Origin of the sequence: Desulfotruncus arcticus DSM 17038 (assembly GCF_900113335.1) — a bacterium.
In the GTDB taxonomy this organism is placed as follows: Bacteria; Bacillota; Desulfotomaculia; order Desulfotomaculales; family Desulfallaceae; genus Desulfotruncus; species Desulfotruncus arcticus.
Genome location: NZ_FOOX01000004.1, coordinates 240,091 through 255,796, shown reverse-complemented (window position 1 = coordinate 255,796; position 15,706 = coordinate 240,091). Strand labels below are relative to the sequence as shown.

The window sequence follows — 15,706 nt, the reverse complement described above, 5'->3', positions numbered from 1 at the left end:
TAGCTATAGCCAGCCGCATAATTTTCATTTTTGTAAAACCCTTTTTCCCAGGGGTAAGGTTATTCTCCAAGCAATTTTTTCAACCCCCTCCATTATATTATTTTATGTCAATAAGGGGCTTGGCTCAAATTCAGTTTGGAGTTTTAATAGCCCTCATAAATATTTGGTATTAACGATGATTAGCTTTTTAATTGTCATATACTGTTGCTTTTCCAGTTAAACTCACCTAAAATGTTATTATTCATTTAAGCATCTTGAAAGTAATTATAAACAATATTGCATTTTAAGGAGGCTCTAGTAATGCCAAACCGCCCTTTTAAATTTCGTGCGGATTCAGAAGTAAACCAACTAGGAATTAAAGTCGCAAGTGTTGTAGTCAACGGCATGAAAAATGAAAGGGAAAATTCTGCTTTTAATTTCTTCAGACAAAAGCTTTTGGAAGATCTAAAGACAAATTATTCGTCCAATATAATAGAAGAAGACCCAATTATCCAGGGTTTTCGTATTCTCCACAATAAAATTGGCCGTTCAAATAAAAAATATATTTCATCGATAGAGAGTTTAATTGGCATTTTGCTTAGGAATGGAAAATTTCCATCAATTAATCTTATTGTTGATATTTATAATTGTATTTCATTGGAAACAAGATTATCGTTAGGGGCACATGATCTTGAAAAGGTACATGGCAATATTACATTGCGGATGACCAATGGTAATGAAAATTTTCTTCAACTGGGCAAAAGTGAAGCCAAAAAGGTAAATTCCGGAGAATATTGTTATCTAGATGACAGTAATGAAATACTTTGCCGGATGGAATGTCACCAGTCAGAAAAAACTAAAATTGAACTGGGAACTAAAAATTGCATTTTTATTGTACAGGGAAACGAAAATACATCGAAGGAATATATTTTATCTTCTACATATAAATTATTGGAGCTGTTAAAAAAATATTGCGGAGGTCAAGAAACGGATTTTTTTGTTTACGCCAGCTAAAATAGCAACAAGGTTGTTATACTATGGAAAACACCTAAAAATGTCAAGAGGCCGAAAAAGCTTACAGCTTTCGGCCTCTGTTCCTCTTAATACTGAATGTTCTATATAGCCGCTTCCCCTGTTTCTCCGGTTCTGATTCTGACGGCATTATCGATTTTATAAATAAAGATCTTGCCATCGCCGATCTCCCCGCTCCTAGCCGTCTCACTGATGATTTTCGCCACATCGTCGACATATTTGTCATCAATTATTATTTCCAACTTTACTTTAGGCAGCAGATTGATGCTATACTCTGTACCTCGGTATACTTCTTTGCGCCCCTTTTGCAGGCCGCAGCCAATCACCTGGGTGACGGTTATTCCGTGGATGCCAAACCTGTTGAGGGCGTCTTTGACATCCTCCAGCTTCCCCGGACGCAAGATGCATTCAAGCTTAGTCAAGCAAGTCCCCCCTTTTAGTATTTAGTGGTTAGTAGTTAGTATTAGTAAATAAAATATTTCGGGACTATAAATCGTTCTCTCATTCTGACTCCTGTATTTATTTTTGCATGGCTGGTTTTACAACACCTGTGGCAGCGGGCGCGGCAGTTATCCCGCCACCAAAAGGCGAACCTGCCAGGGCAAGATCGGTATAGGCGTCTTCCCCATGCTGGGTGAAATCCATGCCGGCCTCCTGCTCCGCATCGGTGGCGCGTAGTTTACAAAAGACATTAATAACCTTCAGGATGATAAAAGTACCGACTGCACCGATGGCCCAGCTTGCCGCAATGCCGATCAACTGGGTGACTACCTGGTCGGGGTTGCCGTAGAAAAGGCCGTTATTGCCAGCCTCGTTGACTGCTTTGCTGGCAAAAAGGCCGGTAGCCAGAGCGCCCCAGGTACCGCCGATACCGTGGATGCCGAAGGCATCCAGAGAGTCGTCGTAGCCCAACTTCGCTTTGAGCGTACTTACTGCCAGGTAACAGATTACCCCTACCACCAAACCGATAATAACGGACGACATGGGAGTAACAAAGCCACAGGCGGGGGTAATGGCCACCAGGCCGGCTATCGCACCGCTGGCCGCGCCAAGCACAGTCGGCTTGCCGTGGCGAAGCCACTCAACAATCACCCAGGACATCATCCCCGCAGCCGTAGCAATATGCGTATTAACAAAAGCTATCGTCGTCAGGCTGCCGGCCGCCAGTGAACTGCCGGCGTTGAAGCCGAACCAGCCGAACCACAATAAAGCAGCTCCGGTAATCGTCATGGGCAGGTTGTGCGGAATCATCGGCTCGGAGCCATACCCTTTGCGCTTGCCGATAATCAGCGCGGCCACCAGGCCGGATACACCGGAAATGATGTGCACCACCGTGCCGCCGGCAAAGTCGAGGGCGCCCAGTTCTCGCAGCCATCCGCCCACACCCCATACCCAGTGGGCAACAGGGTCATAGATAAGTGTAGCCCAGGCGACGATAAAAATCAGGTAAGCAGGAAATCTCATCCGCTCAGCGACGGAGCCGGATATTATCGCCGGCGTGATGATGGCGAAAACCATCTGGAAGATCATGAAAAGCTGGTGGGGTATGGTAGCTGAGTAGTCCGGGTTCGGGTCCACTCCCACACCGTTAAGTCCAAACCACTGAAGGCTGCCGACAATGTGGCCGAGATCCGGGCCGAAAGCCAGGCTATAACCGAAAAACACCCACTGGATGCTGATTATGCCCATCGCAATGAAGCTGTACATAATGGTGCTTAGAACATTCTTCTTGCGGGACATGCCGCCGTAGAAAAGAGCCAGGCCCAGCGTCATCAACAAAACTATAGCAGCCGAAACCAGGATAAATGCTGTGTCACCCGTATCAATTGCCGGAGCTGCTTCTGCAGCAGCCTCCTCCGCCCAGGCCAGAGCCGGCAGTGTCGTTAAAAAAGTAACAGCTATGAGTACAATTCGCCAAAACCGGTTTCCCATTTTTTTACCTCCTTATTAAACTTTTTCATTGAGTCTTGTCCAAATAACGCTTTCTCCCGAAGTGGGCCCTTACTTCGCAAGGTGCGTTTATTTTCCAGTTTAAGTTAGAACAGAAAACGCCCTCGCGACAAGATTAAAATCTTGTTTTGAGAGCGTCAATGCCCAAATTCATTACATCCTTGTTACTTTAATAATAAACGCTTTTCAGAAAAGCTGCCTTTCCTGAAAAGCGTCATTGCCAGATTGATACTACTCCGTATCAATTAGTTACATTATGTTATTATATTACTTATTATACTTATCATTGGTTAACTGTCAAGAACCTGTTCTGAATTATTTTTTCATTAAGAAAATTTCTACGCACCTAAATTTTTTAAGATCCCACCAGCGGCAAGCGGGTAATGGCCGAGGCCTCCACCGAAAGCGCCCGCAAGTCCTCCGGCTCCAGGTTGTGGCAGTTGGTCTTGCCGCAAATACGGGTAATCATCCGCACTTCCTCGGTCATGGCCTGGATCAGATTGGCCAGCCGCTCCGCCCCCTGCTCCCAGTCAAACTGTTTGCGCAATTCGGGATCCTGGGTGCACAAGCCGGCGGGGCAGTTGCCGGTGGCACACTGGCGGCAGGCTTTGCAGCCCAGAGCAATCAGGGCGGCGGTGCCGATACCTACCGCCTTGGCCCCAAGGGCCAGTGCCTTCGCCGCATCGGGGCCGTCCTTAATCCCTCCCATAACCACGATGTCAATTTCGTCTTCCATTCCTTCTTCCCGCAGTCCTTCCATCGCCGCAACCAACGCCGCCATGGTGGGGATGCCCACGTTATCCTTAAAGGTTTCCGGCCCTGCGCCCGTACCGCCCTGCATACCGTCCAGCACCACGATATCGGCTCCGATCTTGCAGGCGATTTTAACATCCTCTTTGACCCGGCTGGCACCGATCTTTAAAGAGACAGGCAACTGCCAGTCGGTGGCTTCGCGCAATTCCAGGATTTTTAAAACCAGGTCGTCCGGTCCCATAAAATCGGGGTGCCGGCTGGGGCTGCGGAGGTCGATGCCGACAGGCAGGCCTCTTTGTTTGGCAATGTCCGGTGTAATTTTAGAGCCCAGCAAATGGCCGCCGGAACCTGGCTTTGCCCCCTGGCTGATGAACAACTCAACGGCATCCGACCGCTGCAAGTCCCGCGGGTTAAAGCCATAGCGCCCCGGTGTGCACTGGTAGATCAACCGCCTGGCCAGCTGCCTCTCTTCTTCAAGCATACCTCCTTCACCGGTGTTATCCACCGTTCCGGCCAGGGTAGAGGCCCTGGCAAAGGCCATTTTGACTTCCCTGGAAACGGCGCCGTAGCTCATGGGCGCAATGATGACCGGTGTTTCCAGCTGCAGCGGCTGTTTGGCAAACCGCGCTCCCAGAACCGTGGTGGTGTCGCATTCCTCCCGGTGCACATCAATACATAAACGACTTAAGGCGGCGGCCAGGAAGGTAAGATCATCAAATGAGGGAATCGGGCGTTTGATGCCGAAGCCTTCGATCACGTTGTGGCCCAGACGCGCCCTCTCCAGAATCTGCTTTCGGACATCATGATTCCATAGCTGTGCACTACTCACCTTCATACACCCTCTTTCCATACCGGTGGTGCTTTTGGGCGGAAACAAACTTGCGGAAGGCAGGAGGCTTCTCCAAACCGTAGCAGTGCAGCAATTCACTGAGGTAACAATCGTCTTCAGCTGTATAAACCGCTTCTTGAACATCTACCCCCAAGCTTTCCACTTGGCCGCCCGCATAAATGGTACCGCCCACCATATAGTGACCTACCAGGTCACCGGCATTGCCCAGTACCACGATGGTACCGTTGATCATCATAAAACCGGTCATAAAGCCGCTGTTTTGGCCGACAATGATGGTGCCGCCTTTCATGACCTGTCCGGGGCGGGAACCCATATTCCCCTTGACTACCAAGTTGCCGCCGCGCATACCAGGCGCGGCGCAGCTGCCGGCATTGCGCTCCACGATGAATTCTCCCGACATCATGTTGTCGGCTGCAAACCAGCCCACGCTGCCTTCCACCCGGAGTTTGACGTTTTCATTGAGGCAGCCGCAGAAATAGCCGGCGCTGCCGCGAACGGTCATTTGCAATGCTCTCAGGATCCCCACCCCCAGATGATGCCTCGCCCGGGGGTTCAGGACCTCCACTTCCTCTCCCGCTTGCGCTGCTTCCCGCAAAGCCCGGTTAATTTCAGTTACAGATAACTTGTCTGCATCGAGGTTGATCATTCCAGTCCCACCGCCTGATAGGTTAATTTCGTAAAGTAATGCTCTCCGGTAACGGACCATGTTCCGGTCAAATACGGTGGCGGCTCCACCACAGTAATGTTGTCCATGTCCGGCAGCAAAGCCTGCAGGCTTATTTCCTCGGAAGCCAGCACCACCCTGTCCTCCAGGTCCACATAAACCAGGGGTTTGGCCGCCAGTTTGTCTTTGGCAAAACCAATCTCCGTCGGCGTTGATACCAGGAAGGTATAAGTACCGTCCAGATCTCCCAGGCTTTGTTCCAGGATATCCTGAAGTTTCATGCCCTTTTTAAGATAGTGGGCGGTATAGATGGCAATGAGTTCAGAATCGTTATCGGTCCGGAACTGGTAGCCCCAACATGCAAACTTTCTTCTCAGCTTCCAGTAATTCGTCAGCTGCCCGTTATGAACAATGGCTACATCGCTGAAACCATAGGCCCAAAATGGGTGAGCACGATCGGGGCTGACAATGCTCTCGGTGGCCAGCCGGGCGTGGCCGATGCCGTGGGTACCGTCAATATCGCTGTAGTGATAGATCTGATCAAGCCGGTCGGATGTTCCGAGGTCTTTGTAAATCCGCAGTTGATTGCCGATACTGATGGTCTGAACGCTGCGTTTGTCCAATTCATAACACAGGTCGAGCAACGATCCCCCGTATACGGCTTGCATGCTCATTATTGAACCTTTGGTTTGAGCCTCCAGGATCGCTCCGCCCGCTTTTTTCAACAGTTCTTCGATGGTAGTCAAAACATCTTCCGCCGCTTTATCGCTTTCAACCCGGACGTTCATCAGCAGCATATCCCGCTGTCCGGACTTTTCCTTCGCACTGAAGATGGCAACGCCGCTGGAATCTTCACCACGATGGCGAATTCCGTAGATCAGCCGCTCCAGATCGGCGCCCACCTTGCCGCTGGCGTTTTTATAAAGGACACCTCCTATGCCGCACATTCATTTCCCTCCTTTACCTTATCAAGCTACCTTTTTTCAACCCAAAATAGTTTCAGGCTTTTCCGAGTGCTTTAACTGCCTCTATCCTGAAAATTTTTCACGTTACTTGTATCTGGCACTCCGGTGGTTCCCTCCGTGCGCTGCGCAATTTTCATTGTAGCTCGTGTAGTTATTTGTATATAACGCTTGCAACAAATAGCCCGGCGTAACTTTACGCCCTTTTGGGGTCAAGCTCTGAGGATTTGACGGTATCATTGGGGACATACCTCCGACCCAAAACCATGACACCAAAGAGGAGATGTGTCCCCTGACCGCTTTTCCGCATCCAGTGCTTCGCTTACTCCAGGAAGCCACCGGATCGCCTTGCCAACGGTATCTATTTTTCATCCTTCTGATGGTGCCGCGTTAGTGGGTATGTTGCCTATCCTGCCGTCAGGTAACGCTCTACTTCCCAGTCGGAAACGGTGTTGTGATACTCATCCCACTCCCGGCGCTTGACCTGAAGGTAAAGGCTGATGTAATCACTCCCCAGAGCTTCACCCAGAACTTCGTCCGCCTCCAGTTCATCCAGCGCCTCATTCAAATTGGCCGGGAGCACCTTAATCCCACGGCCCTGCAGTTCCTCCACTGTGTACGTGTACGTGTTTTCATCAAAGCGGGGCCCCGGTTCGATCTGGTTTTCGATCCCGTCCAGCCCCGCCGCCAGGATGGCCGTCACCGCAAGATACGGATTCGCCGCGCCGTCAACGGTGCGCTTTTCAATCCGGCCAGGAGCAGGAACGCGGATCATCACAGTGCGGTTGTTTCCGCCGTAGGTGATATAAACCGGCGCCCAGGTCGCCCCTGATGTGGTGGGCCGGGATACCAGCCGTTTATAGGAGTTGACGGTGGGTGAAGTGATGGCGGCCAACGCCCGGGCATGCTTCAAAAGCCCGCCGAGAAACCAGTAGGCATGCTTGGAAAGGCCGTGGGAGTCACTGCGGTCCAGGAGCAGGTTGGTCCCCCCCTCTGCGTCCCATAGACTCATGTGATAATGGCAGCCGTTTCCGGTCAGATTTTTAAACGGCTTGGGCATAAAGGTAGCCGTGAGTCCCTGCTGTTCCGCCAGGCTCCGGATTAAAAATTTGGCCAGGGTTAAGCGATCGCTTTGGTTTAACGCTTCAGAGTACTGCCAGTTAACTTCAAACTGACTGTTGGCGTCTTCGTGATCGCACTGGTAAACCCCCCAGCCCAGTTCGTTCATGATACCCACCAACCGGGTTACAAAGTCCAGGTTCCGCGAGAGCGCCTGCTGGTTGTAACAGGGCTTGGCGGAGCTGTCCAACGGATCAAAGGGTACGATGCCGCCGTTCTCCCGCCTTACCAGAAAGAACTCGGGCTCCATCCCCACCATCAGGCGGTATCCCCTATCGTTGACTTTTTTCAGCATCTTGGTCAGAATTGTTCTCGGACAATACGGCCATGGCCGGCCATTGACATAGAGGTTTGAAGCAACCCAGGCAATCTCCCGCTGCCAGGGCAGGACATGCAGTGATGAAAAATCCGGAATGGCCATAATGTCCGGGTCGTGCGGCCCCTGCCCCAGGTCGCCGGCCGCAAAACCTGCAAAACCAACGCCATCGGAAGCTATGTCCTCCAGGGTTTCCGCCGGCACCAGTTTCGCCCGGCTGATCCCGTTCATCTCCACAAATGACACCATGAAATATCGGATGCCTTTTTCGCGGACCAGCGCCGCTACTTCGGTTTGGGTCATTGTAAATACCTCCTTAAATTCATTCAGCATAAACCAGAGGCCCAAGCGCTAAAGCGCTGCTCTCCGGCCGGGCGCAGGTCGAATTCGGCGCCGGCATCCAGGATGGCATGCACCATGCTTTGGGCATACCCCCGCGAACAGGTGAGCAGCAATCCGCCGTCGAATCCGCGGCCCCTTGCTAGGGTGACCACCTGGCAGGGGACGTTTGAAAACGGTCCCTGCAGCAGAAAAGGCGTTTGTTTCAGGGGGTCCAGCAGATCCAGGGCGGTCAGCTTTTCGGTGATGGCCAGGACATTGGGACCGAACAGCGCCACAAGCACCGTGGCTTCGGTCACATCGGTATATCCCGGCTCGCCCGGCAATGCGGGCGCATCTGCCAGCAGATGCCACATGGCGGACTGGGTGCGATTCAGGCGATTGATCAGTACGCCTTGCTGAAAGGTGCAGGCGCCGGGCAAGTCCGGAATATCCAGCCCCAGCGGTTTCCGCAGGGCCAGATGCTTATCCTGCAGGTCCCACTTGGCCTTATGGGTCAAATCCACCAGAAAGGGGCCCCGGCCTTCGTCTCTATACTCCAACACCACGGGCCAGTTGTCCCGCATTTCGATCTTTTGGGCGCCGGTCTTGAATTGAACGGGCGATCGTCTTTGCAGCTCCGTCATGGTCATCACCTCACATTTTCATCCGTTTGCCCTGGGGGTCATAGAACGGCATGGACACGACCCGGGCATACAGCCGTTTGCCGTTGCATTCGTCTTCATAAATTTCCAGCCGGGTGCCCTCGGCGGCCAACTCGGCATCCACCAGCGCCACGCCCACTGATTCATTCAGGGTAAAACTATAGCGGGCGGTGCAAACATATCCGCGGATACGCTGGTCGACGATGATCGAGCCGTCTCTGGGTGGTCGCTGGGGATCCTCCATCTTGATACCCACCAGCCGGAAACGATCCGGATCGTTTTCCGCCTGGCGCAAAGCCACGGCACCCACGGTCTTAGCGTCCGTTTTGCGGCGATCCCACAGAAAGCCCAGCCCCAGATCGAGCAGGTTGGTGCGTTGTTCGGATTCCTGGCCCAGGATGATGTGACATTTTTCCAAACGCAGGACGTTTTGGGCTTCCACGCCGAAGTTGCGGATGCCGAGCTCCCGGCCGGCGTCTTCTATAATTTGCCATAAGGCCGGCATATAGGAGGCCGGTGCATGCAGCTCATAGGAGAGTTCACCGACAAACCCCAGCCGCATGGCGCGCACCGGGATCGTTTTCCGGACAGTGAACTCGCGATAACTGCCAAAGGGAAAGTCGTCATTGGATAGATCCATATCGGCAACCTTGGCCAGAACCTTGCGCGCGTTGGGCCCGGAAATGTTGATCACGCCCATGGCGTCGGTCAGGTTGACCAGGTGGAAATCCCAGCCATCGTAGCGGGTGTGATAGCGGATCCATTCCACAGTCTCACCGGCGCGGCTGGTGGAGGTGGTGAAGTAATAGTCGTTTTCAGCCAGTTTGACCACCACACCGTCGTCGATCACGCAGCCGTCATCGTTGCACATGGCCGAGTATTTAACTCGCCCCCCGGTCACCCCGGCCATGTTGCTCACATAGACGCGCTGCAGGGCTTTGAGAGCATCCGGCCCGTGGATGCGGAATTTGCCCAGTGTCGAGGCATCCAGCAGGCCGACGTTGTGGCGTACATTGAGGATTTCCTCACGGCAGCTGAAGTCTTCGGAAAAATAGCGGGCACGGCGCCACACACCCATACGCCGGAACACACCGCCGGCTTTTTTCTGCACTTCGTGCAGCGGCGTGCGTTTGCACATATCGTGGTTGGCCCCGGCGTAAGTCGCGACGAAAGTGGGCACCAGGGGCGGCCGTACCGTCGTGGGAACCGGCCTGGCACCGGTGAGAGCCTGGTATTCGGCCACGAACAGGGGCAGGTTGTGACCGGGGATGCCGCCCTGCCCCGGGCCGGTACCGGCCGAGGTAAAACGTTTAATCAACTCGGGCACATCAAACCCCATCTCGATGGCCTGTTTAATATTTTTCAAGGTGGTATCTTCGTCAAAACAAATGAAACTCTTGCGGCCCTTGACCGGGGAGCTTACCAGCTTGGTGCCGCGCTCGGGGCCGGGCAGTGCGTTGAGCTGCTCGCCGGCTTCGGCAGCAGCCCTGACGGTGTCGGTACCGCAATCGGCTGCCGCCTTCAGCCCGGCCAACCTTCCCGACGCCTCGATGGCCTGGGCCTGCTGCAGGCCGGTCATACGGCCGGCCATGTGGGTTTTGGCCGGGAGGTCCACCGGCAGAAAGTAACCGGTGTGCATGTCGTATTGCAGTTTGGCCCGGGCCAGCGTTAAAGGCCCCGTAACCGGTGTGAAACCGGCCGATGCAACCAGCAGGTCGCACCCGAACTGGCGTTTTTCGCTGCCGTCAATGGTGCCGAGGGTGACTTTTTGAACCTGCTTGGATCCGTGGGCTTTGTACGCCACCCATCCCCGCAGGACCGGAATCTTGCGTTCGGCCAGTGCCAGCAGCAGTTGGGGGTCTTGCCCGTCTGCACGGATATCGGCCACACAGGCAATCTGCAGTCCCAGGTCGAACAGGTCCGCCGCGGCCTCCAGCCCCAGATCATGTCCGATGCTGAATACCGCCCGGCTGCCCGGCAGCAGCCCGTAAGTACGGGCCAGCCGGTGGGCGCAACCGACCTGCATAATGCCCGGACGTTCGTTGTTATCGAACAGCAGGGGCCTTTCCATGCAGCCGGTGGCCACCACCACGCTTTGGGCACGGATTTCCAGGTAGCGTTGATCGAAACTGTCGGATTCACAGCCCACCTGAAAGGCGGTAATCAGGTTGTTGTTGTAAACGCCCACCACCGCCGTATGTTTGAACACGCGGATGTTGGCTGTGGCCTCCACTGCTTTAGTCAACTCGCGCGCCCGCTGATAGAGCGCCTTTTCTTGATCATAGGCGCTGACCCGGTAGTCAAAGCAGCCGCCCAGCCAGGGCAGGGCTTCCAGCAACGCCACCCGCAGGCCGCTCCCGGCCGCTGCCAGGGCCGCCGTCATGCCGGCCGCACCGCCGCCGAGCACACAGACATCGGCCTGGGGAAAGATTTCGGCATAATTGCCCTTCATCCTGAAATCCGGTGCAATTTTTCCCAGTCCGGCGGCCTTGCGCACTTGTTTCATGGCAATGGGCCACAGCCAGGCCGGCTTGTGCATGGTCCGGTAGTAGAAACCGGCCGGCATCAGCCAATCGAGTTTGTCCATGAAGCCCAGCCAGTCAAACTCGGCCGAACCTTTGACATTCTGATCCTTGACCTGCATCCCGTTTTTCAGCAGCGTATTTTCAGTGCGCACATTGGGAATGTCATCCACTTGCATGCAGGTGTTGCTGCACTCCCCATCCAGGCTGTACAGGCCGCGGGGGCGGTGATATTTCAAGCTGCGGGCAAAGACCCGGACACCGTTGGCGTACAGCGCTGTCGCCACCGTATCGCCGGCCACCCCCTGGTATGTTTTTCCTTGATACCGCAGGGATCTTGTTTCCGAGGGGTCAATGCGTAATGTGGGCAATTGGGTGAGCCTGTTCATAATTTTGCCTCCGGTTCTCCCACTTCAAGGTTGGTCAGGGTGTTGCGATGAATAGTAAACCAGGCACCGCATCCGTTCTTGTGACACCACCATTCTTTTTGAATGCCGGCCACACAGTTATTCAGGTGCACGTAGTCGCACCAGCTGCGCGGGGTCAATCCTGCTTCCGCGGGCCGCGGCCCCTTGTCTTCACCGCCATAACGAAATTCGTAGCCATTGCGTTTACCGCAATTGGGGCAGGTAATCGTCAGTGCCATCGCTGTATCTCCTTATCGTTCAAATTGACCGGGAGCCCGGGTTAACTCCCCTAATTGTCAGCAGTGTAGCTGACCAGGGCAGCGGTTTCGCCCATTAATTTGTGTTTTTCATAGCGGCGCAAGTTAAACGGTTTAAGCATATCCGGACAATTGCCGCTGGCCATGAACTTGGCTATGTTGCGGCCTGATGCCGTACTTGATTTAAAGCCAAAGTATCCCCAGCCGCAATTCATGTAGAAACCGTCGATGGGGTCGTTGCCATCAATGATGGGAGCCATGTCCGGCGTCATATCGGCCAGTCCGGCCCAGGTGCGCATGAACTTCACGCCCCGCAGGAAAGGCAGAAAGTCAGATAAAGCCTCGGCCTGGTGTTTGATGTAATGCGCCGTGGTCAGGGTCGTGTAGTTGGGCCAGGGGTCCATGTGCGCGCCGGTGGCGATTTCACCCTTGAGGGTCTGGTTGGCATAGGCGTGATACGTGCCGGATGAAACCACGTGATGAAGAACCGGTTTGAGCGGCTGGGTGACCATGGCCTGAATGGTCAGTACGCTGATGGGCAGCCGGATGCCAAGCATCTTGTTGATGATCCCCGCTGAGTAGCCGCCCGCTGATACCAGCACCCGCGGGGTATGGATCCGGCCGCGGCCGATATCCACCCCTGTGATTTTGCCCTTTTCCGTATGGATCGCAGTAGCTTCGGTTTGCTGGTGGATATGTACCCCATACCGGGCCGCGCCTTTGGCCAGACCCCATACCACTGCGTCGTGCCGGACCACACCGCCTGGCGGGTGAAACATAGCCCCGTGAATTGGATAAGTGATGTCCGGTGAAGTGTTGATCGCCGGTTCCAGTTCCTTGAGCTGCTTGACGTCCAACAGATGGCTCTCAACCCCGTGAAACTGGGCTGTACAGACGTTCATGCGGGCCGCATTCATAGCTGCTTCGCTGTGCATCAAATTCAAATTGCCGCAGTTGTTGAACATCAGGTTATAGTCCAGCTCTTTGGTAAGAACAGGCCACAGATCCAAAGCCTCTTTATATAGAGGCACATTCTCCTGCGTTCTTTGGTTGGCGCGTACGATGGCGGTGTTGCGACCGGCGCCGCCAAAACCGATGTAGCGCTTTTCGACGATGGCAATGTTGTACATGCCATGCTCCTTGGCCAAAAAATACGCGGTGGCCAAACCGTGCAGCCCGCCTCCGATAATCACAGCATCGTAGCTTGATTTGAGCCGGGGCTTTTTTCCCCACAGGGGTTTAAATCTGCCAAACATAGCGTCCACCTATCTTTTCGAGTTGTTTGCGCCGAAGCACATTTTAGAACCAAGGCGCTTCACCTGTGTAAATGAAACAAGATATGTCAAGATCATCAGAACAAACGAAATTTTACATCATAGGGCTGCAATTCTTTTTAACTAGCTAAATTTCGAAAGGAATCAGCGTTATCCAGACAAATTGCTTCACTCCTTTTACCAGTTTTTATAAAATAAACAGGCGCTTCCCACAGGACATCACTGCCCTGTAAAAAGCGCCCTTGCTCACCTGATGTAACAGCAATTCCGAAAAAGGCCCCGATGCCCGCTTTCCAGCCCTGGTAATGCACAAATCTTAAACAAAACAATAAAAAACACCTTTCGCAGGGTTGTTCCCCCAAAAGGCGCCTTCGCCGCATTGATACACCCATGTATCATGTTTATTATTTAACCCATTTCAAGCCATCGCCCGAGTTGTTTTTTACATATGATAACTATATTTTTGTGTTGCCTTATATTAGCATAGCGAGTAAGCTTAGTCAACTACTTTTTGAAAAACTTCTTATCATATTACTATACATTTGTTATGTTAAGCCGATGGAAAATTTTTTATAGCAATTCGCTTCTATCTTTGTTACCTGCTTTACTTATTGTTAACACTATTTCTCCCCTCCCCCAACCCATCCTGGGAGTCATTGATCACCCGGCGCATGTCGATTCCGCACTTTTCCACCGCCGAGGAAAGTACCACCATTGTCTCGGCCCGCTGAAAACCATAAACCTGATCAATTTTGTTGAACAGGATACGCTGAAGATCCCCGTTATCCATAGCCCGAACTTTGACCAGGTAATCGTATCTTCCTGTTACAACGTGTACTTCTTCCACCTCGGGAAGTTGTCGCAGCTCCTCAATCGTACGGTACGACTCGCTGCCCTGAATGGTGTTTAACCCTACAATCGCCGTTACCGGGTAACCAATGCGGCGGGCGTTAACTCGCGCATGAAACCCCTCGATAATGCCGCTTTCAATAAGCTTACGGATTCTTTCATGTACTGTGACCCGTGAGACACCAATCTTATTGGCGATATCCTGATAAGAGGAACGGGCGTTTTCTTGGAGAGTTTTCATGATAGTTAAATCCATGTCATCTAACGGTTGCATTTAATCATCCTTTACTTTTTTTCGTGGTCATAGAACCCAAGCTTTAGTGTTCCACCGCTTATTGAATTATCAGCAGATTCATCCGGAAACATTAGATTATCTGACCCCTAATCATATGTTACTTCGTTGCTATATATCCAATTCCTGTTTTTTCTAAGACGCTTAAGCCATGTCACGTAAACAGGTCAGCTGAATAATATAAAAAGGCAACCGGTTAACACATTATTTGTGTAACGGTTGCCTTCAATCATTATTGCGCAGTCAGGCAGTAAAGTGAACTCGTTCAGCTAAAGCTGAACATCAGGGTTAAAGAGGAAAGGGGACACACCTCTTAGGAGGAATGTCCCCAACTGGTGGGGATTCCACCCCACCTGAAGTAAAAATAGAAACTCCCACTTATAAAAGTGGGAGTCTTGGAATCAAATCAACCTTTACCTTGGTTTTACTTACCAAGTTCAATGCAATCCTCTATGGTATAGCTATTAATACCGGGACAGCTTTCTCCCCAGTAGAAGCTGCAAAGTGTGCATTCCAGACAAATCTCTTCTTTACCTTTGGCTAACGGTGCCATAATTAGCCCTCCTTAAAATTATTAACATAATTTTATAACCAGGGGAGGGCATTAACAATGATTAGCCTTTTAATTGTCGGATAAAAGTGTTTAAAATACATTATAGGCCTTTAACTACTTTAAAAAGCGTTTTCAATGTGCGTCACCTTAATTTCCCGGGCTGAATTTACAGCTACCACATCAAATCGCACATTCAACCCCGAAAACGACCGTTGGGCCAAATAGGCCTGCGCCAGCCGCCTTACTTTATAAATCTTTTGTCTGGTGATACTGTCCTGGGCCAAACCGAATCTGTCGCTGCTCCTGGTTTTAACTTCAATAAACACAAGGCAATCACCATCTCTGGCAATGATATCAATTTCCCCCAGGCGGCACCTGAAATTGCGCTCTAGAATTACCAGCCCTTTCTTTTGCAGATATTGCGCGGCTATATCCTCACCTTGTATTCCCAGGCTCCTTCTTTGCTGAGACAACTATCATACCTATGCTTTCTGCTGAATCAGTTTCTTTTCAACTAAATATTCTGTCAATAATTTAGCGGTATTACCGGTAATTTTCAAGCAATGCCGCAAATGTTCTTTAGTGTCAAAAGGATGCGGGTTTAACGCCCGGCAGCAGGTTACTGAATATTGATCCTCAAATCTATCGTGGAACTCCCGGGCCAAATCATAACAGGGCTCCCTGTCTCCTTCGGCAGATGTCCGGCCTTTCAGCATACCCAGAATAGCTGCGGACGCAGTGAGCGCGCCGCACATGCAGCCGGCATGACCCAGGCCTCCCCCGTAGCCGGTAAATAGCCTGACCAGATTTCTATCCAGGTCCGGCTCAATCAGTTCCCTAAAGGCATCAAAAATTGATTCGGCACAATTATAGCCGTTGCGAAAATTTCCCCCGGCCTTATTGCGCATTTCGGTAGCGAGATCGTTTTCCATTTGCTGCACCTC

15 protein-coding genes are annotated in these 15,706 nt (G+C 52.1%); 1 reads left to right on the top strand and 14 read right to left on the bottom strand.

What is annotated here, in order from left to right; genetic code table 11:
• Positions 1-300 precede the first annotated feature (300 nt).
• Complete coding sequence (locus BM056_RS07865) at positions 301-993, top strand: B3/B4 domain-containing protein (RefSeq protein ID WP_092470421.1); 693 nt, start codon at positions 301-303, stop codon at positions 991-993.
• A gap of 101 nt (positions 994-1,094) precedes the next feature.
• On the opposite strand, the gene BM056_RS07860 is transcribed toward BM056_RS07865, so the two are convergent.
• From BM056_RS07860 to BM056_RS07795, 14 genes are all read right to left on the bottom strand, one after another.
• Entirely contained in the window at positions 1,095-1,433 is a 339-nt protein-coding gene (locus BM056_RS07860; RefSeq protein ID WP_092470419.1) for a P-II family nitrogen regulator, read from the bottom strand.
• A 97-nt stretch (positions 1,434-1,530) separates the two neighbouring features.
• Entirely contained in the window at positions 1,531-2,943 is a 1,413-nt protein-coding gene (locus BM056_RS07855; protein ID WP_092470417.1) for an ammonium transporter, read from the bottom strand.
• 373 nt (positions 2,944-3,316) lie between these two features.
• On the bottom strand, positions 3,317-4,549 hold the full coding sequence (locus BM056_RS07850; RefSeq protein WP_238456354.1) for an FMN-binding glutamate synthase family protein: 1,233 nt from the start codon (positions 4,547-4,549) through the stop codon (positions 3,317-3,319).
• A complete protein-coding gene (locus BM056_RS07845) occupies positions 4,536-5,210 on the bottom strand; it encodes a GltB/FmdC/FwdC-like GXGXG domain-containing protein (protein ID WP_165613428.1) in 675 nt (224 codons plus the stop codon). The genes BM056_RS07850 and BM056_RS07845 overlap by 14 nt, the downstream gene beginning before the upstream one ends.
• Entirely contained in the window at positions 5,207-6,175 is a 969-nt protein-coding gene (locus BM056_RS07840; RefSeq protein WP_092470411.1) for a class II glutamine amidotransferase domain-containing protein, read from the bottom strand. The genes BM056_RS07845 and BM056_RS07840 overlap by 4 nt, the downstream gene beginning before the upstream one ends.
• 421 nt (positions 6,176-6,596) lie before the next feature.
• On the bottom strand, positions 6,597-7,928 hold the full coding sequence (gene glnT / locus BM056_RS07835) for a type III glutamate--ammonia ligase (protein ID WP_092470409.1): 1,332 nt from the start codon (positions 7,926-7,928) through the stop codon (positions 6,597-6,599).
• Positions 7,929-7,951: 23 nt separating this feature from the next.
• A complete protein-coding gene (locus BM056_RS07830; RefSeq protein ID WP_092470407.1) occupies positions 7,952-8,590 on the bottom strand; it encodes an aminomethyltransferase family protein in 639 nt (212 codons plus the stop codon).
• A 10-nt stretch (positions 8,591-8,600) separates the two neighbouring features.
• On the bottom strand, positions 8,601-11,519 hold the full coding sequence (locus BM056_RS07825; protein WP_092470405.1) for a 2Fe-2S iron-sulfur cluster-binding protein: 2,919 nt from the start codon (positions 11,517-11,519) through the stop codon (positions 8,601-8,603).
• Positions 11,516-11,776 (bottom strand): sarcosine oxidase subunit delta, encoded by a 261-nt coding sequence (locus tag BM056_RS07820; RefSeq protein ID WP_092470403.1) that lies wholly within the window; start codon positions 11,774-11,776, stop codon positions 11,516-11,518. Before BM056_RS07820 ends, BM056_RS07825 begins: the two co-directional genes overlap by 4 nt.
• A 50-nt stretch (positions 11,777-11,826) precedes the next feature.
• Positions 11,827-13,050 (bottom strand): FAD-dependent oxidoreductase, encoded by a 1,224-nt coding sequence (locus BM056_RS07815; RefSeq protein WP_092470401.1) that lies wholly within the window; start codon positions 13,048-13,050, stop codon positions 11,827-11,829.
• Between the two features lie 622 nt (positions 13,051-13,672).
• On the bottom strand, positions 13,673-14,191 hold the full coding sequence (locus BM056_RS07805; RefSeq protein ID WP_092470397.1) for an Lrp/AsnC family transcriptional regulator: 519 nt from the start codon (positions 14,189-14,191) through the stop codon (positions 13,673-13,675).
• A gap of 442 nt (positions 14,192-14,633) precedes the next feature.
• Entirely contained in the window at positions 14,634-14,762 is a 129-nt protein-coding gene (locus BM056_RS27215) for a hypothetical protein (RefSeq protein WP_274377530.1), read from the bottom strand.
• Between the two features lie 119 nt (positions 14,763-14,881).
• Positions 14,882-15,235 carry a YraN family protein gene (locus BM056_RS07800; RefSeq protein ID WP_092470395.1) on the bottom strand — a complete coding sequence of 118 codons (354 nt, stop codon included), beginning with the start codon at positions 15,233-15,235 and terminating at the stop codon, positions 14,882-14,884.
• Between the two features lie 9 nt (positions 15,236-15,244).
• Positions 15,245-15,694: a C-GCAxxG-C-C family protein gene (locus BM056_RS07795; protein WP_092470393.1), complete on the bottom strand. Its 450-nt coding sequence runs from the start codon at positions 15,692-15,694 to the stop codon at positions 15,245-15,247.
• Positions 15,695-15,706: the final 12 nt, after the last annotated feature.